The sequence below is a fragment of the Pseudodesulfovibrio sp. JC047 genome (genome assembly GCF_010468615.1).
Classification (GTDB): domain Bacteria; phylum Desulfobacterota; class Desulfovibrionia; order Desulfovibrionales; family Desulfovibrionaceae; genus Pseudodesulfovibrio.
This window is the reverse complement of sequence record NZ_WUEH01000002.1, coordinates 128,835-150,723: the sequence shown is the minus strand read 5'-3', so window position 1 is coordinate 150,723 and position 21,889 is coordinate 128,835. Positions and strand designations below refer to the sequence as shown.

Here is a 21,889-nt window from a genome sequence, read left to right as displayed (position 1 = left end):
GGGCGTTGCGTCCAATGAAGGATTGAGATCTTCCACAAAATGGAAAATCGCATTTGAAAAGGGGACTTCATCTTTCGATAAGTTCCTCAATTGTGTCGGGAATGTGTGTTTATTTTTCGCCTTGAAGCGCAACTCGGTACGCTTCTTCAAGGAGGCGGAGCTTGTCTGTCGAAACGCCTGCCTCCTTGTTGGCCTCTTTCCAGTTTTGACGAACGGTTGTCTGGAGTTGATGAGCCATTTGACGGGCGTCATCGCGGTCGAGAGCAAAATCTTGAGATCGTGACAGGGCGTTTTCGAGTGTGGCGACTCGACCGTGTTTGCCGATGCCGAGGGTGAGGCGGCTTGCGTCGTTGCCGTCCCGCTGGGGCTGCGGCACGATGTCGTATGCGGGAGAAAGTCGCCATTTGCCGCTGGGGATATCATAGAGAAATCCGTGATTCTTGAGATGATCGTCCCAGTTGTTGCACAGGATGTTGAAGACCATGCGACGAAAGAGTTCGTGAAGGTCGTCCTTGAGATGATCGGCCATGCCGAAGCGTCGGAGAGCCAGGGCGATGTCACCATAGGTCCCGAGGGTCATGCTGTCGGAGCCGATGAGCGTCATGGACGAAAGAAAGTGGATGCGGTCGGCAGAGGATATGCCCCGGTCAAACCGTTCCGTCAGAAAAATATCCCGACCGCCGACTTCTATCATTTTGCACGTCGGAACCCTGATGCCGCACCGGGCCGCCAAGTTCCGGGCGGCCAGTTCGATTCGGCACGTGGGCCAGTGTTCAAACTCTCGTGAAAACTTGGCAATCCAGTGGCGTCCTTCGTATTCGATGGTAGCCTTTGGTTGCGCACCACCAACGGACGAACCGCGTATCAGGAACCGCCGTTGGTCGGGCGGCAGGGCTTCATGGTTGAGGACGGTATCGACATTTTGCAGCATTCGTTCGAGATCGAGCTGCTCTCCGTGAAGTGTCTGTGGTCGCCATGAAGGTGTTGATGGCCGGGGTCCATTGAGGTCCGGGCCAAAGGCGAGCGCACCGATACGGTCCTGCTGATTGAGGACTGTCAGATAGTCGAACTCGGAGGGCACCACCCCTTCGCTTTCAGCGGCACGGTCCAGCAGGTGCCTTCCCCAACCATCCGGGCTGGCATCATGAAACGCTCGAAATAGACCCTTGGCGTGATATTCATTCTGGCCAAGCGGCAATTGAAGCGGGTCGATCGGGGCGGCATCTTTGCGAGCAAGGTATCGGCGACCATAGGCAAAAGAAGAAACAACGTCTTTGCCTGTCTGGTGCATGGAGAGCAGGCCTGCCGGGACAAAAGCGGTGCCGAGGTGGATATAGACATATGTTGTATCCGTGGACATGGTGCCTCCTAGAAATCAAGTGCATCCTGTTTCTTTGATGAGGACCGGACCCGCTGCGGTCTTTTGAGGTCTTGCAGCGATTTTCCGACCGAGTCCGTGTCTGGATTGGCCAGGAGTGGCAGATCATTCACCAGCCCCAGGATGTCCAGCACCTGGACCAGCACGCCCAAGCCGACAGAAGGTTGCCCCTGTTCCAGTTTTTTCAGGGTGACATGATTGGTGGAGGCCCGCGTGGCAAGCTCAACCTGTGTCATGCCTCGTCGGGTTCTGGCTTCCCGGATATTGGTCCCGAGCTGTCCCAGTGCGGTCAGGGCAGAAGGGGAAAGTGCCTTCGCCGCTTTGGATATTTTCCCCATACACATCTCCAAGACGAAATTATAATTTCGTTTAAATGGTTTTGACGAAACTATACTTTAGTTTTCAGATTCGTGCAAACAGAGGATTTGTTGCAGGGAAACCGTGTGCTTATTTGAAACGGACTGAGAATTCCCCCGGCTTTGTCGGCCTGGATACAGGCTCAGGAAGGAGTGGACATCTCCATCATTCAGGCCATCTTGCGGCAGAAGAATTTGATGACAACAGAGCTGTACCTGCATCGGTTAGGGGGGATCAAGAATGTTGTGGAAGATGTGTTTGGCTAATTTGAAATAAATCCTCGGAGATTGACGCCTCGGGGTTTTCTTTTGTCCGTGCGGACTTGTTGTGAAGAGCGGCCTGTATTATGATCGCGCAACCAACCTTGAAAAGGATATCTAATGAGCGACAACATGCCAGCCCCGCAGTCCCAGATAGACATATTCCCGGCCCCTGATGGAAACATCCGAGTTGAGGTCCGTTTCTTGGATGAAACAGCCTGGCTCAGCCAGAAGCTTATGGCTGAGCTTTTTCAAGTTTCAGTATCAAACATCAATCAGCATTTGAAACATATTTTTGAGGAAGGCGAGTTGGATGAAAAGGCAGTTATTAAGGATTACTTAATAACTGCAAGTGATGGGAAAAAATACAATACCCGGTTTTACAGCCTGGATGCGATTATCGCCGTAGGCTACCGTGTCCGCTCGTCTGTGGGCGTCCAATTCCGTCGATGGGCAACCGAACGGTTGCGGGAATACATGGTCAAGGGCTTTACCATGGACGACGAGCGGTTGATGAACCCCGGTGGTTGGGACTACTTCGACGAACTCCTTGAACGCATCCGGACAATCCGGGCCTCGGAGAAGCGATTCTACCAAAAGGTGAGAGACCTCTTTTCACAGACCAGCTCTGACTATGACAGCAAGTCGGAAACCGCCCAGACGTTTTTCAAAACTATCCAAAACAAAATGCTGTTCGCCATCACCGGCAAAACCGCCGCTGAAATCGTGGTTGGACGCGCCCATGCCGCCTTGCCCAACATGGGATTGACCAACTTCAAAGGAGATGTGGTCCGCAAGGGCGATGTCGTGACTTCCAAGAACTACCTCCAACAGGATGAACTTTCCACGTTGGACCGACTCGTGAACATGTTCCTCGACCATGCCGAGACCCGTGCCGAGAAGCGGCAACGCATCACCATGCAGGAATGGGTTGAGATAGCCGACCGCTTTATCGATTTCAACGAGTGGGAAGTGTTGAACAACGCGGGTACAGTCTCCCACAAACAGGCTCAGAATTATGCCTATGGTGAATACAAGGCGTTTGATGACGCCCGTAGGCGGCGGGAGTTGGAAGAAGCGGAGATCGAAGCCGAGCGCGATTTTGAGGAGTTGCTAAAAGGGATCGAGCAGAAAAAGTTCTAATTAGGGAGGCGAAATGGGATTTGTTTTGGATTGCGAAGACGGCGAGTCTACAATTGAAAGTTTAAGCGAGTGCTTCGATTGCGAGCAGGCTGACTTAATTAATATTCTGCAATCAATCGACATAGAAGCTATCTATTCTGATTTTGAAAATTCGCCAGATGTAGCACCCGAAGAATACCTCTATGACTACGCTGTAGAAAAATTCGGAGAGCCTGGTGAAACCGAGTCGGTATGCTGGTTTCATCTTACTAGAACCTTTGAAAGCAATGACTTTTCAGACGGGATATTGCCACTGAGCGAAGCCCTAGATTTAATATGGGAAACGTTGTTTTTAATCTTTGAGGGAACCAAAGATTACCAAAATCTTAAAGATATGCGCGAGAATGGTGTTGATGATGACAAATACAATATCAAGTTCGACGATTCTGATCATTCTGGCCCATATGGAATGTTAGTTCGGGAAATTGCCTGTCGTGCTAAGGATTTGTTTCTACACGATTATCTAGAACTCCCTGAAATTATAGTGGACATATGTGATGGCTATGCTCGCGAATTCGGCGACGAAATATACGATGAAGTCTCAGAAGCCCTCACCCCCTGTGTGGTGAAGTTCTCAGAGGATTCAGCAGTAAACCAAGGGACCATTGAAGCTGCGCTTTACTACGCATACACATATTCGAATGATCTACCTGTCAGTGGTGCTTCCGTTTGTGATTATGACGGAAAAGACTGCGCCGTCCCTAATAGCGACATTGCGTATGTGGAATTTTTAGACGGTGATGATGAGTGCTAAAAGTTATAGTCTTCAAAACACCAATCTCCGAGGATTTCAGAATCCAATTTACACGAATTTTCACACAACAAAAAACGGGCTTCATCGAAAGATGAAGCCCGTTATTCTTCTAGTGGCGTCCCCAACCGGGTTTGAACCGGTGTTGCCGGCGTGAGAGGCCGGAGTCCTAGGCCACTAGACGATGGGGACGCGATGGTGGGTCGTACTGGGCTCGAACCAGTGACTCTCTGCTTAAAAGGCAGATACTCTACCAACTGAGTTAACGACCCGCGTTCCAAGGAGGGTATGTCTATCTATTTGGTTTTATTCTGTCAAGTTTATTTCGAAAAAGATTTCGTTTATTTTTGAGGTTTTTTGTAACCCCTTGAGATCGCTATCAAAAAAAAATATTTCTTGCAAAATATATTTGACATGGTATAGTCCCGCTCCCTGTTGAAAATGGGAAATCATCCAGTCAAAGGAGTATACATATGACAAGAAAGGATCGCACCGAGGGAATTTATTCTCGTCGGGAGGTACTGGACGAATCGGAACGCAGGCAATATTACCAGTTGCAGCTCAAGGAACTGCTCTCGTATGCCTACAGGTATTCCGAGGACGTCAAGAAGCGTTTTGATCGTGCTCAGTTCAATGTGGACAAGTTCCGCGTACTCAATGACATCAAGCATATCCCTATTATCAAGAAAAAAGAACTCATCTTTCTTCAGTCCATGGGACCCCGTCTTGGCGGGTTGCTGACCAAGGATTTGGGCGAATTGCAGCGTGTTTTCCTGTCGCCGGGACCGATCTTTGATCCGGAAGACCGTTCCGAAGACTACTGGGGATGGACCGAAGGCTTCTACGCCGCCGGATTCCGTTCCGGTGACCTGTCCCAGATCACCTTCAATTACCATCTCGCTCCCGCCGGGCTGATGTTCGAAGAACCCCTTCGCAATCTTTCCTGCGCCGTTGTCCCCGCCGGACCCGGTAATACCAATTCGCAGATCGAAATCATGCAGAAGTTGCGCGTGACCGGCTATGTCGGGACTCCCAGCTATCTGATGCATTTGGCTCAGAAAGCTGAAGAAATGGGTCTGTCCCTGCGGAAGGACCTGTTCCTCGAAGTCGCTTTTGTCACTGGCGAAAAATTCTCTGAAAAGATGCGCTCCACGTTGGAAAAGAAATTCGACTGCATCATGCGTCAGGGCTACGGCACGGCTGACGTTGGTTGTATCGGATACGAATGCTTCCACAAAAACGGACTGCATCTGTCCAACCGCGCCTTTGTCGAAATTTGCCATCCTGACACGGGTATCCCGCTCAAGGACGGCGAAGTCGGCGAAATCGTTGTCACCGCGTTCAATCGGACGTATCCGCTCATCCGACTCGCTACTGGCGATCTCGGCTATCTGGATCGTTCTCCTTGCGCCTGTGGCCGGACCAGCCCCCGTCTTGGTGGCATTGTCGGCCGCGTGGACACCACCGCCCGTATCAAGGGCATGTTTGTCTACCCGCACCAGGTCGAACAGGTCATGGCACGTTTCGAAGAGGTCAAGCGTTGGCAGATCGAAGTCACCAACCCCGGTGGCATCGATGAAATGATTTTGTCCATCGAAGCAGGACAGTTCAATCAGGAAGACGAGCTGTTGCACCTGTTCCGTGAAAAAATCAAACTGCGCCCGATTCTCAAGGTGCTTGCTCCTGGGACGCTGCCTCCGCAGATCCGACCCATCGAAGACAAGCGCACCTGGGACTAACCGCGTTTCTCTCGTTCATGACTCACCCGCATCGATTCGTCGGTGCGGGTGTTTTTGTGTCCACGGTCATTTGAGGACACAAACCTTTTTCAGTGAAATTTTTTCGCAACGTCATTTGTCGGTCAAAGCCTGCAAAAAGGCGGGGAAATGGCTGAACAGGGCGTATTTCCCGCTGGCGAACCGATGCTGTTTCATGTAGCGTGGCGCCCATGTCAGAGACTCGTACATATATACCGGAGTTACTCGCACCAGCGGGTGACATGGAAAAGTTGGAGACCGCCATTTTATATGGTGCGGATGCCGTCTATCTTGGCGGCGATGGCCTGAATCTGCGAGCGGGAGCCGGAGGTTTTGACAAGGACAGCCTCGCTCTTGGTCTGGCCAAGGCCAAAGAGGCGGGGGTCAAGGCCTATTATACCCTCAACGTCTATCCGCGTGAATCCATGATGGCGCAGGTTCGCGAGCAGATCGAAACCCTGGGTGAACTCAAGCCCGACGGCGTGATCGCGGCCGACCCCGGCGTGATTCGATTGTTACGCCGAGAACTGCCCGAGATACCCGTCCATGTGTCCACGCAGGCCAATACATCCAATTCGGAATCCGTGCGCTTCTGGCGTGAAAATGGTGCCAAACGGGTCAATGTGGCGCGTGAATTGCGTTCTGCCGAGTTGACCGAGATGCTCGAAGTCGTGCGTAAACAGATGCCGAACATGGAGCTGGAGGTGTTTGTTCACGGGTCCATGTGCATGGCTGTTTCCGGTCGCTGTTACATGTCCGCGCTTTTGAACGATCGTCCCGGTAATTTGGGTGAATGTTCCCATCCGTGCCGCTATGAATATCGGCCCACGTCCGTGACATTCGAGGAGCGGACCCGTCCCGGCGAGAATCTGTGGGAGATTCGGGAAGAAGGACCGTCCCCGTGTGATGATTTTACCTTTGATACGCCGTCTGATGATTTCGTTTTCGACACGGCAGCCGATGCTGATGCCGTGGCTGATCCAGCGGTTTCGATCGCTCTGGATACCGAGCGGTGGACAAAGTTTTTTGCGGCGGAAGATCTCTGTTTGCTGCATTATCTCGAATGGTTCGCCCGCATGAAGGTTGCGTCAATCAAGCTGGAAGGTCGGACCAAGAGTTCCGCCTATCTTGCTCAGGTGGTGGATGCCTATCGGACCGGGTTGAATGACGTTGCGCTCAATCAATTTCAGGCAGAAAAATATTTGTTTGAATTGGTCAATGCGGCCACCCGGCCTCTGACCACAGGTTTTTTTGATCCCCAGGCTCGTGGCGTTATTGCCGAACCGCCTGCCCCCGGTGAAAAACATTCGGTTTTGGCCCGGGTGCTTGAACCCCTTGCGGACGGCAAGTGGTGTATTCAGACCAAATCCCGTTGGACAACTTCCAACGATATGGAATTATTGATTCCCGGCATGGTTCGGCCACGTTTGTCATCCACCGAATTTAGTGTGGAAAATGATCTCGGCGAACGGCTCGATGTCTCCCATCCCGGTCAAAAACATGTCCTGCAATGTGACTATCCCGGAATCAAGCCCGGCATGTTCATTCGCACACCAGGATTGAATAAGTAAGTAAGAATTGCCTCCGGCGGCTGGGGGAAAGGGAGAGAAAAACCCTTTGAAAAGGGGTTTTCTCTCCCTTTCCCCCAGACCCCCTATCTCTCTTTTTTCCTAAACTTTTTGTGTGCCTTCGGCAGGTGTGCGTGTTCGCGTAAGGGCACGGCTGTCGTGTGGGGTATGGGATGAGGGATGCCTCCGGCGGCCAGAGGGGAACCTCTTGGAAGAGGTTCCCCTCTGGACTCCCCTCCAGAACTTTTTGGCGCGCCTTCGGCGAGGGCATCCGTTATCGATTGAGTGGGATTGAAGAAGGAGGGGATGGGTAAAGAAGTAAGAGAGAAGAAGGGAAAATTATAGAATTAAGAACCTTTGCAGAAAATGTACTTTTTAAAATCTTTCAAAAGAGTCTGTAAAAAATGCAATTTTTTATAACGTCTTTCCAAGAGCCGCTCGAACTGAGGCTACCGACAGCCTCGAGCGAAGCGAGCGATAAAAAGTTTCGGAGAGTCCAGAGAACCCTTTTCAAAGGGTTCTTTGGTCGCCGAAGGCATTTTTACTCATCTTTTTTCAATTTCGCTCGAATTTAGGCTGCCGACAGCCTCGAGCGAAGCGAGCAATAAAAAGTTTCGGAGAGTCCAGAGGCCCCTTTTCAAAGGGGCCTTTGGCAGGTCCAGGACAGCGTCCTGGTCGCACCGAAGGTGACCGCTGGCAGGGCTGGTGGAGGGCGCAAAAAAAGTGCGCTTTGCCTATCCAGGCCATCCCCATTTGGGGCGTAATGCGCACACTAATTTGTGTATGGTCGCGACTCGTTTCGCTGATATATGGTGAATCGTGGTTTAACGGACTGTACCCTCCGTTGCGGTAATTTGGCTATGTCATGGACCCCTTTCTGGGTCCTCCCTGTATTACAAAAATAAGTATGGTTTTTCGTTTGTCCAGAGGTGTTCAGCGAAAATTGGTCGATTATTTGACCAGCTTGATGGTGGAGCCGCGCTCGACATCCGGGACCAGTTCGTAGATACGGTGGGCGGAAGCCGCGAAGAGATCAAGTGGATGATGTGAAATGACGAGCAATTGCAATGACAATCTGTCGGCAATGGCTTCGATGAGTCGCATGAATTTCGGGATAAGCGCGGGCTTGAGCCAGCAGTCTTGTTCGTCGAGCACGAGGAAAGGTCGGTGATGCTCCTCTGGCAATTGAGACAGGGCAATGAGCCGCAATCCCACAGAGAGGATGTTGCAGACCGAGCCGCCTTGGCCGGTCATGATGTCCTCGATTTCGTCTTCCTTGCCCTGATTGCGAATCTGGAACTGAATTTGAAGCCGGTTGTTCTTGACCTCTCGCACCGTGGTGACCACCCGGTCCTGCCCGAGAATTTCTCGAATGGCATGGGTCAGATTGGCTTCGACCTCATCCAGAATCTTGCCGAACAAGGCCGTGGATAGGGCTTCCAATGTGTCTCGGGCCTTTGGAGCCAGTGTCAAAAATTCCTGTATTGACGTCTGTTTTTCGCGGATGCGACCATGCTCGTTGTGCAGGGTCTCGGCCAATGCCGAGAGCCTGTCCAAACGACGTTCCGCCTTTCGAAGGGCTTTTTTGTCCACGTCCAGGGTCATGCCTTTTCGCCATCCACTGCGTTTTCAACCTGCTCGAGTTCGGTTTGTATTTGTTGGATATGTTCGCGGTAGTCGGCGACAACCTTCTCGTTTTGTTGGCGTTTCTCTTCCAACAATGTTTGGAGTTCGTTGATGTCACTGGTGCCGTATTCAGCCAGAGCCTGTTGCTTCAGGGTCTCCAACTGGGTGGTCAGGGTGTCGACGTCCTGCTCTGTGCGTACCTTGCGCTCCCATAAGTGTTGATAGTCGTCTCGAAGTTCTTTGAGTTCCTGTTCGACGCGGGAATCTCGTGTGGTGTCCGTATGGTTATTCGTCATGATGTGTGACCTCCTCGTAGAGTCCCCAGATAAGATGTCCTTCCGGGGTTTGGGTACTCAGGTTTTCTTGAAGAAATTGTTTCAGGCCGGTGCCTTCATGGGTGCGTTGCCACGCGAGTCGTTCCAGTCCGCTGATGAATTTTGACTCGCCTTCGGCAGCGAGTTCCTCGGCGGGCAGTTCCTGGTCCGGGAAAACGTGGTCAAAGGGCAGAAATGGGACCACCCACGGGACCAGATCTTCGCACCCCAGTGTCCAGATGGACGCTGCGGGTTCACGTTCCATGGACCGGCGGTTGAAGGTCAATCGGGTGATATTGCCGGGATTGGCCCACGTGGTCTGGCCTTTGGTGATGGTGGTCTGCGGACGGTGAATGTGACCGTTGACCAGCCAGTCGATGCCGGGCAGCTCCTTGATGGAATAGGCCCGGTCAATGAATTCGGGGAATTGGATGTTGTGATGGGTCACCCAGAGCACGGTTTCCGGATCATCGGGCTGATGCTCATATTTTTTGGGCAGCGGAGACCCGTCCGGGGTACCGCAGATGAGCACCTGTTCTGTTGGAGTCTCGAGAATGAATTGCGGACCGCTGTCCTTCATGAGATGGAGCACTCCGGCGGCTTCGAGCACCGCAAGCGACACGTCTTCCGTGAACCGGGATTGGTATTTGTCGTGGTTGCCCACCAAGGCCCAGATGGGGAAAATCGAGGTTCGCGACCCAAAGATGCGAATGAGTTCCACAAGCATCTTGTTGGAGTTGTCACGGGGCCAGTGAAACAGATCGCCCAGAAAGACCGGAATCATGCCCAGTTCCTGTGCCTGATCGAGACAGGCCTCGATTTTGTTCATGACCTGATCGAGGTAGCCATGGAGCCGTTGACCCGGCGGATGGTCCGCAAGATGGGGGTCCGCGATGAAAAACAGGCCGTTGCCGTGAACATGTTCAAGCGTCATGGTCACTCCCGGAATCAATGAATGTGGCTGCGGTCATGGTGCCGCCGCAGGTGGGGCAACGCCCCAGTTCCTGAAGTCGTTTTTCCACGGTTTTTTCGTGCGTCCGCAATGTTTTCTCCAAGACCGCAAGGTCTGCCCGTGTTGATTCGATCTGCGTGCTGAGTTCGCTCATTCGCGTCAAAGTTCGTCCCAGCATGTCCGTAGAGTCCATATCGGGAGGGGGAGCAATCTGATGCAGAACCGTTTCCCATCGGGCAAGGCGTGCGCGCCGGTAGCGTGTGGCCAACATGGTGTCGATGGACTGTGCCAGTGCATCGGTTGCATTCAGGGAGGGAAGCGGGTTGAGCCGATCGAAAACGGGTGTTTGTGTTTCGGCGGTGTGCAGCGCATCCGAGGCCGTGTGGAGCGCGTGAATGAGTGCGGCCAGCGGTGTGGTTTCCTGAAGTGGAGTCGGTGGCTGGAGCCGAGAGAGAACGTCGCGATTTGACGCTGCCGTCCTTTCTTTTTTCTCAAGGGATTGCAGGGCGTGAATTCGGGTATTCAACGCGGTGGTGTTCGCCGTTTCAGGCGGGGGGGAAATCGTCTCCAGAAGGGCCTTGTTCGCTGTGGTCCGGGTCAGTTTTTGGGAGAGCCGTTGCTGCTTTTTCAACGCGTTTTCCAGAGCCGGGAGTGTTTTTTCAAAGTCCGTTGCCACGGCTTCGAGTTCTCGGGTCCGGTCCAGATGGAGTTCGATGTCCGGTAATGGGGCCAGTTTATCGATGGACGTTTCGATGTGATCGGTCTGGGTGTCCAGCTCCCGGGCCTGTCGTTTGGCGTCTGTGGTTTGCCGTTTCAGCAGGTTTTGCATGGCCAGCAGATGCGCGCTTTCCGTGGACGCGGCAAAAAAGGCCGCTGCATTGCTCGGCGGTTTGTTGAGTAGAAAAACCGGCTCGCGCTGGTTGCCGACATGGATATCCACGGGGTCGCCGGATTCGAGTTCCACCAGATCCAGTTTGAGGGCGGCGCGGATGTCTTCCGGCGGTGTTCGGCCAAATTTCCAATACTCTTCCGGTTCTTCGGCACCCGGTTTCCAGAGTTCATAGCCGGATGACCGCTTCTTGCGAATCCAGACCACCTTCGTGTCGTCATCAAGCACCACGCTGACCCGGGCTTCCTTGGCCCCGTGCCGGATATTATGGCTCGGCACCGGGTTGGTCGCCAGACAGCGCAACGCTTCGACCACCGCTGATTTGCCGGTGTTGTTGCCACCGGTCAGAATAGTCAGGCCAGGACCGAGTTCCAACTCGGTATGCTCATGAGCCATGAAGTTATCGATAATAAGTTTTTTAATCATTTTGACTATTTTTTGGGTTATCGATCTGTCTTTTCAGGAGGAGTCTCAATGGGGTCCTGCTTGGCCGACTCACCGGATTTTGCCCCGGTATTACAGGCCAGATACGGGCAAAAATTCAGTGCTTCCTGCGTCAAACGGGTCGCCGGGCCAGTGCCTTCATGCAGGATCAGTGGCGGTTCGATTGTGACACCCGGACCACCGGCCTTCATCGTTTCCATGAGTACGATCTTGGCGGTTTCATTTGCTCGTCCGTGGACCAGCTGCATTCGTTTGGGAACCAGTCCGGCTTCGGCCACATCGTGCATGAGGTCGGGGAGGCGTTCCGCGAGGTGAACAAAGATGAATTTGCCCCGGGTCTTGAGTGCGATGGCAGCGCATCGGGCAAAGGCCGAGAAGGTGGCTCGTGCTTCGAACCGGGCGGTTTCCCGTTCCTGTCCCTGACTGATTCTGCCGGTGCCGAGTTGTCGATATGGCGGATTGGCCACTACGAAATTCACCACGGATTCAGACCGCCATGTGGCCACGTCTCCCGGGGTGACGGTTATTTTGTCGTGCAGATGCAGATTCGTGATATTTGTCTGTGCCGCCGTGAGACTGTCCGGGTTCAATTCAACGCCGGTGATGGATATTCCGGGCTGACGCAGGGCCATTCCAATGCCGATGACACCGCAGCCGCAGCCGAGATCAATGCCTGTGTGTCGCCGACCAACCGTGGCAAAGCAGCTCAACAACAGGGAGTCCAACGAAAAACGGTAACCGCCGTCCGGCTGGGTCAATCCGCGCGGGAATTGGTCCCGTCGGTTGAGGATGGCTGTGGTATCGATATGGCCCATCATGCCCCCTTTGGCGGTGTGCCGCGTTTGAGCCGAGTGCGAATCATTGCGAAGAGAAGTTGCGCCTCATTCAGGCGGAGCAGCAGGGCCAACCCGATGTAAATGAGCACCCATACCGGGATGAGTACGAGACACCACGGTGTCCAGCTCGCGGTTAAATATGCGCTCCAGCCAATGAGGATGGACAAGGCCGCTGTCTTGAGCGTGGACCCGGCAGGCAGGAGGCGCGTTGCTCGTTTGCGGGTCAGAAAAATGTGGAGCAGCCCGAAGTTCAGCAGCGAGGACAGGCTGACAGCCAGAGCGAGTCCCACATGGGCCAAGGACTGCATGAGCCAGACACCGAGTCCCACGTTGGCGATGAGACAGCCTACCGCGATTTTGACCGGGGTGCGGGTGTCCTCCAGCGCGTAGAATCCCGCGACCAGTGGCCGGGAAAGGGCGATGAAGGGCAGGCCAACGGCATAGGCGATCAGTGCTTGTGCCGTGGCAGTGACGGCCTGTGCGGTAAAGGCGCCGCGTTCAAAGAGTAGTCCGATGACGGGGTGGGCCAACCCGATGAGACCAGTGGCAGCGGGAAGGGCGATGAACAGCGTCAATCCCAATGAGGCGGACAGGGCTTTGTCATATTCGTCCATTTCGTTGCGGGCCGCGAGTTGTGCCAGACTGGGCAAGGCTGCGGTGCTGACCGCGATACCGAAGACGCCCAGCGGGAATTGGACCAGTCTGTCCGCATAATACAGATAGGAGACCGATCCTACGGGGAGAAATGAGGCCAGCAGGGTGCCGAGCAGGATATTCAATTGATAGACTGCGGCACCGAACACGGTGGGGAGCATGAGCAAACCCATCCGGGCCACGCCCTTGTTGCGCCATGACCATGGGCCGCGCCATGAAAAGTTGGTCCGCTTCAGAAAGGGTTGTTGAAGGAACCATTGGCTTGCCCCACCGATGAGCACGCCATACGCCATGCAATAGGCGACGTTGTATCCCATGAAATAGCCGAACAGCGCGGCACTTATGAGGGCTATATTCAAGGCCACCGGAGCCAGGGCCGGGGCAAGGAAGTGCCCTTGTGAATTGAGAATACCCATGCACAGGGCCACGCCGCAAATGAAGATGACATAGGGAAAGCAGATGCGGATCAGGTCGATGGTGACCTGGAATTGTTCGGTATTGTCGATGAACCCCGGGGCAATGGCCATGGTCAGGGGACGGGCCAGAATTTCGACGAGTATGGTGACGCCGATGAGAATGACCGCGAGCCAGACCATGGCGGACCGTGCCATGGCCTGTGCCGCTGCTTCGCCGTGCTCTTCCCGGGTTCGGGAATAGACCGGAATGAAGGCCATGGTCAGTGACCCTTCACCAAAGAGGCGGCGCAAGAGATTCGGGATGCGAAACGCCACGAAAAACGCGTCGGCAAACAGTCCGGCACCGAGGGCAAAGGCCACGATGATGTCCCGGACAAATCCCAGAATGCGAGAAATCAGCGTGGCTCCTGCCACCACTGCCGCGTTTTTCGCTATGGTCTGTGCGTGTCTGTTCACTGCATCCTCAGCACGGTCATTTGAAATTGTATAGACATTGTTTGGAAAAGACGTCCCTTCCGTGTTTTTTCTATCTTTTTTCGGGTGAAATCGCCAGTGGACCGCCGATCACCGTTTTGGTTGGCAGTGCGAGCAGAAGGTGGAGGTCCGTCCCGCCACCGTGAGCGTTTGCAACCGGGCGGAGCACAACGGACACGGCTGGCCCTTTTTGCCATACACGTTGAAGCTGTTTTGAAAGGCTCCGGCGTCACCGTGGGCCGTGACGTAATCCGAGATGGAGCTGCCGTTTTCGCGGATGGCCTGAGCAAGGACCGCCCGCAGTTCAGTAAAAAGGGTCACTGCCTCGGCCCGGGTCAGGGTGTTGGCCGGAGTCGTCGGGTGCAGTTGTGCCCGAAACAGGGACTCGTCCGCATAGATGTTGCCGATACCGGCCACAACGGATTGGTTGAGCAACAGCCCCTTGATTGCGGTCTTTCGGCCGCTGATTCGTTTGGCAAGATCTTCGGGCGAGGTCTCAAGTGGCTCGGGACCGACTCTTTGGAGAAAATCCCAATTCGCCAGCCGGTGTTCATCCATCAGTTTGACATAACCGAATTTGCGCATGTCGGAAAAGATGAGCCATGACCCGTCATCAAGGATGAAGACGATTCGATCATGTGAGGTGATGGTCCGGGGAGCACTGTGGACCACCCGGCCAGTCATCTTGAGATGAAAGACCAGCGTGGTCGCGTTGTCCAGTTCGATCAGGAGCACCTTGGCCCGTCGATAGGCCCGGTGAATGGTTCGGCCCGTGACTCCGGGCACGAGGATTTCCGCCGAGTCGCTCAGGCGGGTCAAGCCCGGCACGTCAACGGAGACAATGGTGCGCCCCTTGAGCGTGTGGTTCAACCCACGGGCAATGACTTCGACTTCGGGCAGTTCTGGCATAGTGTGCTGAATACCTGAAAACCGGGGCGGTGAAAAGCGCGAAGGCCGCGCCAATTGGTAGCCGAGAGGTCCGTTTTTATCGACAGAATGTGTCCAGCATCAGGGTCTCATCATCGGGCTGGGCACTGATCCAGTAACCGATGTCACCCACATGCCAGATGAGATGCACCTGGCCCATTCCAGTGAAACGGTAGACGGAAATACCGTTCTTCAGCAATTTTTTCGGATTCTTGAAGGGCGATTTCGGATTTTCATACATCTTGTGGACCATGACCCCGACCTGACGACGGGCTTCCTTTTCCGAACTCACCCGTGACAGCCAGACCTCGGCCGGTCGCGCTGTTCCCACGTCTTTGGGGCGGAGATATCGGCCAATGGCACTGGCTTTGGCTGGGAGTGCCTTGCCGTGCAATTGATCGACTTCCTGTTGTGCCTGGTCGCCCACGACAAGCTGGAGCCGTTGCATGTCGCTCACGGTTTCAGGCAGGAATTCGGACAGGTCACTGCCAAAGGCCGCGAACGGGGTACAGATGATGACAAGGGCAATGGCAAGAGCGTGACGGATCATTGGTGTTCTCCAGAGGTCTCAGATGAGGTTTTTTGGGATTTTTTTATGGATTTCGGGGTGCCGAGTCGGCCCATGTTGGTCACGAAGAGGGTGTCGTCACGTTGGACCGTGAAGATCAATTCCTCATTCGCTTCATGAACTTTGGACCCGGCAATGTGCAGGCTGAACAGGTGTTCCAATGGAATGCCGGAAGCCTCCACCAGTCGGTCACCGGGGCGGAGTCCCGCCTTGGCCGCGCGCGATCCGCGCTGAACCGACTCCACGAGCAGACCGCCGGTATCAACCGTTGTCAACAGCGCGCCCATTTTGGATTGATAGCTGTCCGGAGAATAGAAAAAGACGTCTCCGGCTTCGGCATCGAACGGGCCGCCTCGCCATGGCATGATGGACAGGATACGGGCCGCCGGATCAAGCCGTCTGAGCCGCATGGCAATGCCCCATGCCTGTTCCACATGACCGGCTCCGGCAATGATGAGCACGGGCCAATCGTATTTTCGGCGGACAGAGACCGCTTCTTCGGCCATCTTGGAATCCCAGATGGATTGGACCAGATGAAACCGATCCCGTTGCTCGATGTTCTCGGCGTCCCGTGCTTCATGCTGTTCGAAAATCATGTCCAGCATGGCCTGTTGGTCGCTGGACGGCGGGATGATGGTTTCGGGCAGGAACGCTTTTTCCTCGTCAGACAGGGATTCAAGGCCCTGCTTTGTAATTTTGCGGGTCACGGCAGAAGGGACGTTCAGACCGACCACGGGAATACTGTTTCGTCGAGCCAGTTCGAAATGTCCTTTGAACAGGGAAAACGGGTAGCCCCATCGGGTGGGCCATTCCAGCTCTTCGGCGAGATCGTCCAATGCGATTTGTCCGTCCCCGAAATCGTCAAGCACATTCTGTTTGTCCACGGCCACCATTTCGAGTCCCAATGAGAGTCCGTCGCCCGATTCTGAAAGTCCGGCCAATATTTGTTGCTGGACACGGTGATCCCAGGCGTTTCGGTGCCCTTCGCCAATGAGGATATAGTCATATCCCGTGGTGGTTTTCATGATGTCGTCAAAGCTGATTTGGTCGCCGTATGGAGAAATGAACTCCCCTTTTTGCGGCAGAAAACTTACGGCCAGCGGGTCCACTGGCAGCGGTGCCAGTGGTTTTTTGACACACGCTCCCATGATGAGCACAAGGCTCAACATGAGTGACAGGGCCAGATAGCGGGGGCTTTGCGTGAATTCACATGTGTGCATGAGTGCTCCTTTCATGGAATGTCATGGCGATCGTTGAACCAGATTGCCATTGGGAGTCCGGTTGCGTCAATTTCGGGGGGATCGGGGATTGGTCGCAGCCCGGCTTTTCCCCTCTGCGCGGTGACCGCCAACACACAGGCGTCCAGAATGTCGTCCCCGGCAACGTGACTCATGGGATGAGTGGTGCGGACGGCGGCAATGAATTCCCGGAGACCGGGAATGTGTGTTTCAAGCAGAGCCACCCGGTCCATGATGCCCACAATGTCTTTTTTGGAAAAGGGTTGAGGCTCGCCTCCCAAGGAGGCAAAGCATCGTTCCGGGTGGGCTTCGAAACATTTTGACCGGGCGTCAGGAAAGGATTGCATCACCTGATCGAGTTCTCGTATCTTTGGTATAATACTCAAGGATTGTTCAGAGAGTGACTTGCCGGAAAGCTGTCGATTTTGTACTTTCGCTGCCTGTTTCGACCGGGCGTACACGGCGGATCGAACCGGAGTATTAAAGAGACTGCTTTTTCGAGGACCAAGCTGGTGTCTGGTCAGAGTGTCGGCCTGACGGGTGCCGGTTTCCGGAAGCCCCACGGGCATGTCCACCAGCAGCAGTGCGGCATTGGAATGGGCCTGCCACACCGCTTCAAAGGTTGGGTACAGTTCGAAAAACCAGTGCGTATTGGTGGTCCAGACCGCGAACCATCCTTTTTTGCATCCGTCAATGCCGACATGTTTCATACGTTTTGTTGACCCTTTGGGAAATTCACAGCAACCATCTGCATGTTTTGGCACATGGACGGTTCTTCATGTGTGGACAGACAGTGATGAAGTCGGTTTAGACAACCGGCAATCCCTTGGCCCGGCGGTCCGCCTTCATGCGATCAAGCAATTCGGTGGGGACGTGTAGGCCACCTTTGCCCTTGCCGAGACGGATTTTGGGTTTGACCGAGCCGTGAAAGTCCGATCCGCCACTGATGAGCAGGCCGAGTCGTTCGGCCATGGCCTTGTATTCCTTGATGTCCGCATCGGTGTGTTCGGTGTAATAGACTTCCATGCCGTCCATGCCATAGGTCATGAGGTCTTTGACAATCTTTTCGGTGTCGGCATAGTTCCGGCCCAGAGCAAAAGGGTGGGCGAGGATGGATGTGGCACCTAATTCGTTGAGAATGGGAAACGCCTGTCCCGGGGTGAGTTTACGTTTTGGGACATAGGCACGGCCGTTGTCGCCGAGCCAGACCTTGAAGGCTTCCTCCATGGATGAGACGACACCCAAAGAGAGTAGCTCCTGAGCGAAATGCGGGCGGCCAAGCGTTCCCATGGCCCGGGCGGCCACGGATTCATATGTGATGTTGATGCCCAGTGAACGGAGTTTCTCGACGATTTCGTGATTCCGGTTTCTGCGACCTTCCTGTATCCAATCAAAGGCCTTTTGAAGGGTGGGAGCTTCTTCGGGAATCCAGAGGGCGACCACATGAATCCATCCTGTCCCTTCCGGGGATTCGAGACTCAGCTCGGCTCCCGGAATGACTTCGATACCGAATTCCCTGCCCGCTTCCATGGCCTCGGGGATGCCCTGAAGCGTGTCGTGGTCCGTGATGGCAATGGCGTCCAGGCCGGTTTCCTTGGCCAGCTTGATGAGTTCTCTTGGGGACAGGGTGCCGTCAGACGCGGTGGAATGGGTGTGAAGATCGATGCTCATGGGTATCCGTGGAGTGTTAAGGTGTCATCTTTGGGAAAGTGTTGTATATCGCGTCCCCGGGAGCAGGTAAAGGGAACAATGAGAGTTGCCAGTGCGTCGAGTGACAGGTAGGGTTGGATAAGGACAAGGAGGAATCGATGTCTGTGAACAAGAAGCTGCTGGATATATTGGTTTGCCCGACATGCAAAGGGCCGGTGACAATGTTGCCTGGTGAAGATGGTTTGAAATGTGCTGCCTGCAAGTGTGTGTATCCCGTGAAGGATGACATTCCGATCATGTTGGCGGACCAGGCTGTTCCCGAGAAGGAGTGGAACGGCTCGAAATAGAATTTTCTGACAGATGTTTCATGCTGCTCCGTGTCCTGAAAAAGGGCACGGAGCATTTTTTTTCCACAGGTGCCCTTGACGATGAAAAAAATGTGCATACTGTTTTGGGGAACACGAAAAAGGAGGGAAAATCCATGGTTCTTGATTTTAATACTCTCTACAATTTTCCGACCCGCTTTGATCGGGTCTTCGAAGAGTTCTTGCGCTCCCCAATGCGCGATGATCACCGGCTGGCCTATCCTCCGCTCAATTTGAGCAACGATGAGAACACGGTGTATGTACGGGCAGAAGTTCCGGGAATGTCGGTCGATGACATCGAATTGACCTTGACTGATAAAACGCTGGTCATCAAGGGAGAACGCAAAGCTCCCCAGGGAAAATACTATCGTCAGGAACGCCCGAGTGGCGTTTTCAACAGAGTTGTCAACATGGCCATTCCCGTGGACAGGGATGCGGTCACTGCGTCCATGAAAAATGGCATTTTGACCATTACCCTGCCCAAATCAGCGGCAGTGAAACCCAAAAATATCAGCATCGATGTACGCTAGAAGGAGGGAACCGGCATGAATGAAGTCATGAAGAAAGAAGAAAAAAGTGTGCCTCAGTACCGTCCCGCGACGGATATCCTTGAGCGCGAAGATGGATTTTATATCTATATGGATATGCCCGGCGTCGAACGGGACAACATGACGATCGATTTGCAGGAAGGCGAATTGACGGTCACGGGCATGACGAATTTGGCACCCCATGCGGACGAGCAGTACGCGGAAATGCAGTTTGGTGAGTGCGAATACATCCGGTCGGTGTCCATCACGGATATTGTCGATCGGGATCGGATCAAGGCCAACCTGGACAATGGTGTGTTGGAATTACATTTACCCAAGGTTGAGAAGGTTCTTCCCAAGCGGATTTCCATTTCGCAAGGGTAACCGACCCGAACGCCATCCCCCTACCCAAAATCCCCTCCGTGAGTTGTTCGCGGAGGGGATTTCTTTTTTGTGAGGTCAGATGGCCCAGGTGCCGATGTCGATCAGCCCGAGTCGGGCCGCGTACCGGACCAGTTCCACCGTGCTTTTGAGGCCGAGTTTTTTCATGAGATTCGTTCGGTGGTTTTCGACGGTTTTTGGGCTGATGAAAAGGCGTTCGGCCACTTCTTTCGCGGTCAATCCTTCGGCCAGCATCTGCATGACTTCCTGTTCGCGGGGGGTCAGGGTGGCGTATGGATCGTTGCGTCCACCGGGAGAGTTGGGTTTTGTTTGCAGCAGTTTGAAGACCACCTCTTGAGACAGGGCGCTGTCCAGAAAGAGTTCTCCGGCTGCCACGGTGTCCAGTCCCTTGATGAGTTGTCCGGCTGCGGATTCCTTGATCATGTATCCCGTGGCGCCGGCCCGAAAGGCTTCCACGATGTAATCGGCTTCCGAGTGCATGGAAATGATGATGAACTGGGTGTTTGGCAGTGAGGATTTGAGTTCCCGAACCATCTGGATACCGTTTTTTTCAGGCATGGAAATATCCACTAGCATAATGTCCGGAGAGTGATCTCTTGCCAGAGCAAGTCCCTCTCTGCCGTTTCCGGCTTCGGCACATACCGTGTACCGATTGTCCCTTTTGACGATGGTTTTGAGACCTTCTCTGAAGAGTGGGTGGTCATCGACGATCATGATATCCATTGTCTCTGTATCTCCTGAAGTATTGTGAGCTGAGCTGTTTGTGATTTTACCGCATGGCGTGAGTGATATGTGTTGCTCTATGGCTGACAGGATAAAATCGATCATGCGGAATTGTTACGATATAAGCCATATCGTATTCACATGATAATGGAAAGGCGAGAAACTTTAAAATTGAGAGGAAGGAGCTTTTTTCAATGAATGAATCCAGGACGTGGCAAGGGCCGCGTGATCGTCGGCAATCTGCTCGACCCAGCCGGAGTTGTCTCCTTGGGCGTCAAGGACATCCTGACTCGCCTTGAGTGGGGCGACGATGATGGTGAAGGGCTGTTTGTTTGAATCACGGCATGTCTCAAGCGTGCGGATGAGTGGTGTCCATCGAGCGGTTTTTCTGCCGGTGAACAGCCACAGAATCGGCATATCCAGTGCGGCAAGTGTGTCGCGGTTCGGCATGTCTTTGATGCTGACGGAATCGGTGAGAACGCAGACAAGAAACGCCGGATTGGTTTGATGCGCGATACGGATGGAGGCGGGTACTCCGGGACCATTTCCCCAGATTCCCACATGGTGGGCGTCGATTTCCTTGCGCTTGGCAAAATAGGTGAACGCGGTGCGGGCGTCGGCAATAAGGTCTTCCATGGAACCGGACGTTGCACCGTCGTCAAAACAGCCGCGAGGGATGGAGTACAGGGTGGCCATGTCGTGCATGGACAAGGCCCGGGTGAATCCTTGAATGAGGCCGGGATTGACGCAGTTCGGGCCATGAATGACGAGGACTCCTTCATGTCCCTGCCCATAAGGGGGAAGGGACAGGTTGGCTTGGATGGTCCCGCTGGAACTCGGGAATGCGACATCCTCTTCCCGGACATGAACCTTGCGCGGATAATGGGCGATCCGGTCGTCGTCGGTCATGAGAATGAACCGTTCGATCCGGTCGTTTTTTGCCAGAAAGGTGACTGATCCGATGACGGGTTCGTCCGCATAGACTGACGGCCCGATGGTGTACACGTATTTGCCGAATGCCTGCTTGAGTCGTCGCAGCGTCTTGTTTTTGGAATCGTAAATTAGGAATCGGCCATATTTGGTGTTTCTGGCATCGATGATGGACACGACCCGGTTGTCCTTGGTTCGAAACTGGCCGGAAAATTCTTTGGTCGAATAGGAAAAATAATCTCCCATCATGGCCCGTCCGAATCGGGCTTCGTGTCCGCGATGGACGGTAAAGTCTTTGCGGATGACGATTTTTTTGGGTTTGCCGTCATCTGCCAGTTCCGGCTCCGGCTCCAGAGTTTTATTGGGGCTGATTTCCACGACATCGGGTTCCGGTTCGGGGGCGGGTGTCGGTTCAGGCGGAGGCGGCATTTCGTCGGCAAGAACCACGGTTTTGTTCATGGGCAGCGGAGCGGGAATGGCCGGTTCTTCGGGAGCGGCCAGCTCGGCGGTCGGGTCCGGCTCGGGGATGGCCTGTGGCTGCGGCATGGGGATGATCGGTTGCGGCTCGGCGATTTCCGTCAGATCCACCTCAAGAATATCTTCGGGCAACAGTGGTTCGAGTTCCACGGATTGCACCAGCGTCACCACCAGAATGGCGTGAAAGAGGAGGGAAAGAAACCAGCTCAGCGCGTGTCGCATAT

General features: G+C 54.1%; 23 protein-coding genes and 2 tRNA genes. 8 read left to right on the top strand and 17 right to left on the bottom strand.

Going from position 1 to position 21,889, the window contains the following annotated elements; translation table 11 throughout:
- Positions 1 to 109: 109 nt before the first annotated feature.
- Together GO013_RS01995 and GO013_RS01990 are read right to left on the bottom strand one after the other, a co-directional pair.
- Positions 110 to 1,360, bottom strand: coding sequence for a type II toxin-antitoxin system HipA family toxin (locus GO013_RS01995; RefSeq protein WP_163808370.1), 1,251 nt, complete (start codon positions 1,358 to 1,360; stop codon positions 110 to 112).
- An 8-nt stretch (positions 1,361 to 1,368) separates the two neighbouring features.
- Positions 1,369 to 1,716, bottom strand: coding sequence for a helix-turn-helix domain-containing protein (locus GO013_RS01990; protein WP_163808369.1), 348 nt, complete (start codon positions 1,714 to 1,716; stop codon positions 1,369 to 1,371).
- 141 nt (positions 1,717 to 1,857) lie between these two features.
- Between GO013_RS01990 and GO013_RS01985 the strand changes: the two genes are divergently transcribed.
- The 3 genes from GO013_RS01985 (at position 1,858) to GO013_RS01975 (ending at position 3,931) form a co-directional block, all read left to right on the top strand.
- The gene (locus tag GO013_RS01985; protein WP_163808368.1) at positions 1,858 to 2,001 is read left to right on the top strand and encodes a hypothetical protein; all 144 of its coding nucleotides are present in this window, start codon (positions 1,858 to 1,860) and stop codon (positions 1,999 to 2,001) included.
- A 114-nt stretch (positions 2,002 to 2,115) separates the two neighbouring features.
- Positions 2,116 to 3,138 carry a virulence RhuM family protein gene (locus GO013_RS01980; RefSeq protein ID WP_163808367.1) on the top strand — a complete coding sequence of 341 codons (1,023 nt, stop codon included), beginning with the start codon at positions 2,116 to 2,118 and terminating at the stop codon, positions 3,136 to 3,138.
- Positions 3,139 to 3,151: 13 nt separating this feature from the next.
- Positions 3,152 to 3,931 carry a hypothetical protein gene (locus GO013_RS01975; protein ID WP_163808366.1) on the top strand — a complete coding sequence of 260 codons (780 nt, stop codon included), beginning with the start codon at positions 3,152 to 3,154 and terminating at the stop codon, positions 3,929 to 3,931.
- A 113-nt stretch (positions 3,932 to 4,044) separates the two neighbouring features.
- Here GO013_RS01975 and GO013_RS01970 read toward each other — a convergent pair.
- Positions 4,045 to 4,120: transfer RNA gene (locus tag GO013_RS01970), tRNA-Glu, on the bottom strand.
- 4 nt (positions 4,121 to 4,124) lie between these two features.
- Positions 4,125 to 4,200, bottom strand: a tRNA-Lys gene (locus GO013_RS01965).
- 201 nt (positions 4,201 to 4,401) lie between these two features.
- On the opposite strand from GO013_RS01965, the gene GO013_RS01960 reads away from it, so the two are divergent.
- On the top strand, positions 4,402 to 5,667 hold the full coding sequence (locus GO013_RS01960; RefSeq protein WP_163808365.1) for an AMP-binding protein: 1,266 nt from the start codon (positions 4,402 to 4,404) through the stop codon (positions 5,665 to 5,667).
- Between the two features lie 209 nt (positions 5,668 to 5,876).
- On the top strand, positions 5,877 to 7,256 hold the full coding sequence (locus GO013_RS01955) for a peptidase U32 family protein (protein ID WP_163808364.1): 1,380 nt from the start codon (positions 5,877 to 5,879) through the stop codon (positions 7,254 to 7,256).
- Between the two features lie 948 nt (positions 7,257 to 8,204).
- Here the strand turns inward: GO013_RS01955 and GO013_RS01950 are convergent.
- From GO013_RS01950 to GO013_RS01900, 11 genes are all read right to left on the bottom strand, one after another.
- Entirely contained in the window at positions 8,205 to 8,858 is a 654-nt protein-coding gene (locus GO013_RS01950; RefSeq protein ID WP_163808363.1) for a hypothetical protein, read from the bottom strand.
- Complete coding sequence (locus GO013_RS01945) at positions 8,855 to 9,175, bottom strand: hypothetical protein (RefSeq protein ID WP_163808362.1); 321 nt, start codon at positions 9,173 to 9,175, stop codon at positions 8,855 to 8,857. Before GO013_RS01945 ends, GO013_RS01950 begins: the two co-directional genes overlap by 4 nt.
- Positions 9,165 to 10,127 carry a metallophosphoesterase gene (locus GO013_RS01940; RefSeq protein WP_163808361.1) on the bottom strand — a complete coding sequence of 321 codons (963 nt, stop codon included), beginning with the start codon at positions 10,125 to 10,127 and terminating at the stop codon, positions 9,165 to 9,167. The genes GO013_RS01945 and GO013_RS01940 overlap by 11 nt, the downstream gene beginning before the upstream one ends.
- Complete coding sequence (locus GO013_RS01935) at positions 10,117 to 11,460, bottom strand: AAA family ATPase (RefSeq protein ID WP_163808360.1); 1,344 nt, start codon at positions 11,458 to 11,460, stop codon at positions 10,117 to 10,119. The genes GO013_RS01940 and GO013_RS01935 overlap by 11 nt, the downstream gene beginning before the upstream one ends.
- A gap of 17 nt (positions 11,461 to 11,477) precedes the next feature.
- Entirely contained in the window at positions 11,478 to 12,293 is an 816-nt protein-coding gene (locus GO013_RS01930; protein ID WP_163808359.1) for a methyltransferase, read from the bottom strand.
- A complete protein-coding gene (murJ, locus tag GO013_RS01925; RefSeq protein WP_163808358.1) occupies positions 12,293 to 13,840 on the bottom strand; it encodes a murein biosynthesis integral membrane protein MurJ in 1,548 nt (515 codons plus the stop codon). Before murJ ends, GO013_RS01930 begins: the two co-directional genes overlap by 1 nt.
- A gap of 108 nt (positions 13,841 to 13,948) precedes the next feature.
- The gene (mutM, locus tag GO013_RS01920; protein ID WP_163808357.1) at positions 13,949 to 14,767 is read right to left on the bottom strand and encodes a bifunctional DNA-formamidopyrimidine glycosylase/DNA-(apurinic or apyrimidinic site) lyase; all 819 of its coding nucleotides are present in this window, start codon (positions 14,765 to 14,767) and stop codon (positions 13,949 to 13,951) included.
- A 76-nt stretch (positions 14,768 to 14,843) separates the two neighbouring features.
- Positions 14,844 to 15,335, bottom strand: coding sequence for a hypothetical protein (locus tag GO013_RS01915; protein ID WP_163808356.1), 492 nt, complete (start codon positions 15,333 to 15,335; stop codon positions 14,844 to 14,846).
- Entirely contained in the window at positions 15,332 to 16,573 is a 1,242-nt protein-coding gene (locus GO013_RS01910; protein ID WP_163808355.1) for a ChaN family lipoprotein, read from the bottom strand. Before GO013_RS01910 ends, GO013_RS01915 begins: the two co-directional genes overlap by 4 nt.
- 11 nt (positions 16,574 to 16,584) lie before the next feature.
- The gene (locus GO013_RS01905) at positions 16,585 to 17,301 is read right to left on the bottom strand and encodes a DUF429 domain-containing protein (RefSeq protein WP_163808354.1); all 717 of its coding nucleotides are present in this window, start codon (positions 17,299 to 17,301) and stop codon (positions 16,585 to 16,587) included.
- Positions 17,302 to 17,398: 97 nt separating this feature from the next.
- Positions 17,399 to 18,262: a PHP domain-containing protein gene (locus GO013_RS01900; protein ID WP_163808353.1), complete on the bottom strand. Its 864-nt coding sequence runs from the start codon at positions 18,260 to 18,262 to the stop codon at positions 17,399 to 17,401.
- A 137-nt stretch (positions 18,263 to 18,399) separates the two neighbouring features.
- On the opposite strand from GO013_RS01900, the gene GO013_RS01895 reads away from it, so the two are divergent.
- The 3 genes from GO013_RS01895 to GO013_RS01885 all read left to right on the top strand — a co-directional run bounded on the left by GO013_RS01895 (position 18,400) and on the right by GO013_RS01885 (position 19,517).
- Complete coding sequence (locus GO013_RS01895) at positions 18,400 to 18,588, top strand: Trm112 family protein (protein WP_163808352.1); 189 nt, start codon at positions 18,400 to 18,402, stop codon at positions 18,586 to 18,588.
- 134 nt (positions 18,589 to 18,722) lie between these two features.
- Positions 18,723 to 19,136 carry an Hsp20/alpha crystallin family protein gene (locus GO013_RS01890; protein ID WP_163808351.1) on the top strand — a complete coding sequence of 138 codons (414 nt, stop codon included), beginning with the start codon at positions 18,723 to 18,725 and terminating at the stop codon, positions 19,134 to 19,136.
- A 15-nt stretch (positions 19,137 to 19,151) separates the two neighbouring features.
- On the top strand, positions 19,152 to 19,517 hold the full coding sequence (locus GO013_RS01885) for an Hsp20/alpha crystallin family protein (RefSeq protein WP_163808350.1): 366 nt from the start codon (positions 19,152 to 19,154) through the stop codon (positions 19,515 to 19,517).
- A gap of 75 nt (positions 19,518 to 19,592) precedes the next feature.
- Here the strand turns inward: GO013_RS01885 and GO013_RS01880 are convergent, their stop codons facing one another.
- Together GO013_RS01880 and GO013_RS01875 are read right to left on the bottom strand one after the other, a co-directional pair.
- Positions 19,593 to 20,258 (bottom strand): response regulator transcription factor, encoded by a 666-nt coding sequence (locus GO013_RS01880; protein WP_163808349.1) that lies wholly within the window; start codon positions 20,256 to 20,258, stop codon positions 19,593 to 19,595.
- A gap of 165 nt (positions 20,259 to 20,423) precedes the next feature.
- On the bottom strand, positions 20,424 to 21,887 hold the full coding sequence (locus tag GO013_RS01875) for a hypothetical protein (RefSeq protein WP_163808348.1): 1,464 nt from the start codon (positions 21,885 to 21,887) through the stop codon (positions 20,424 to 20,426).
- Between the last annotated feature and the right edge of the window lie 2 nt (positions 21,888 to 21,889).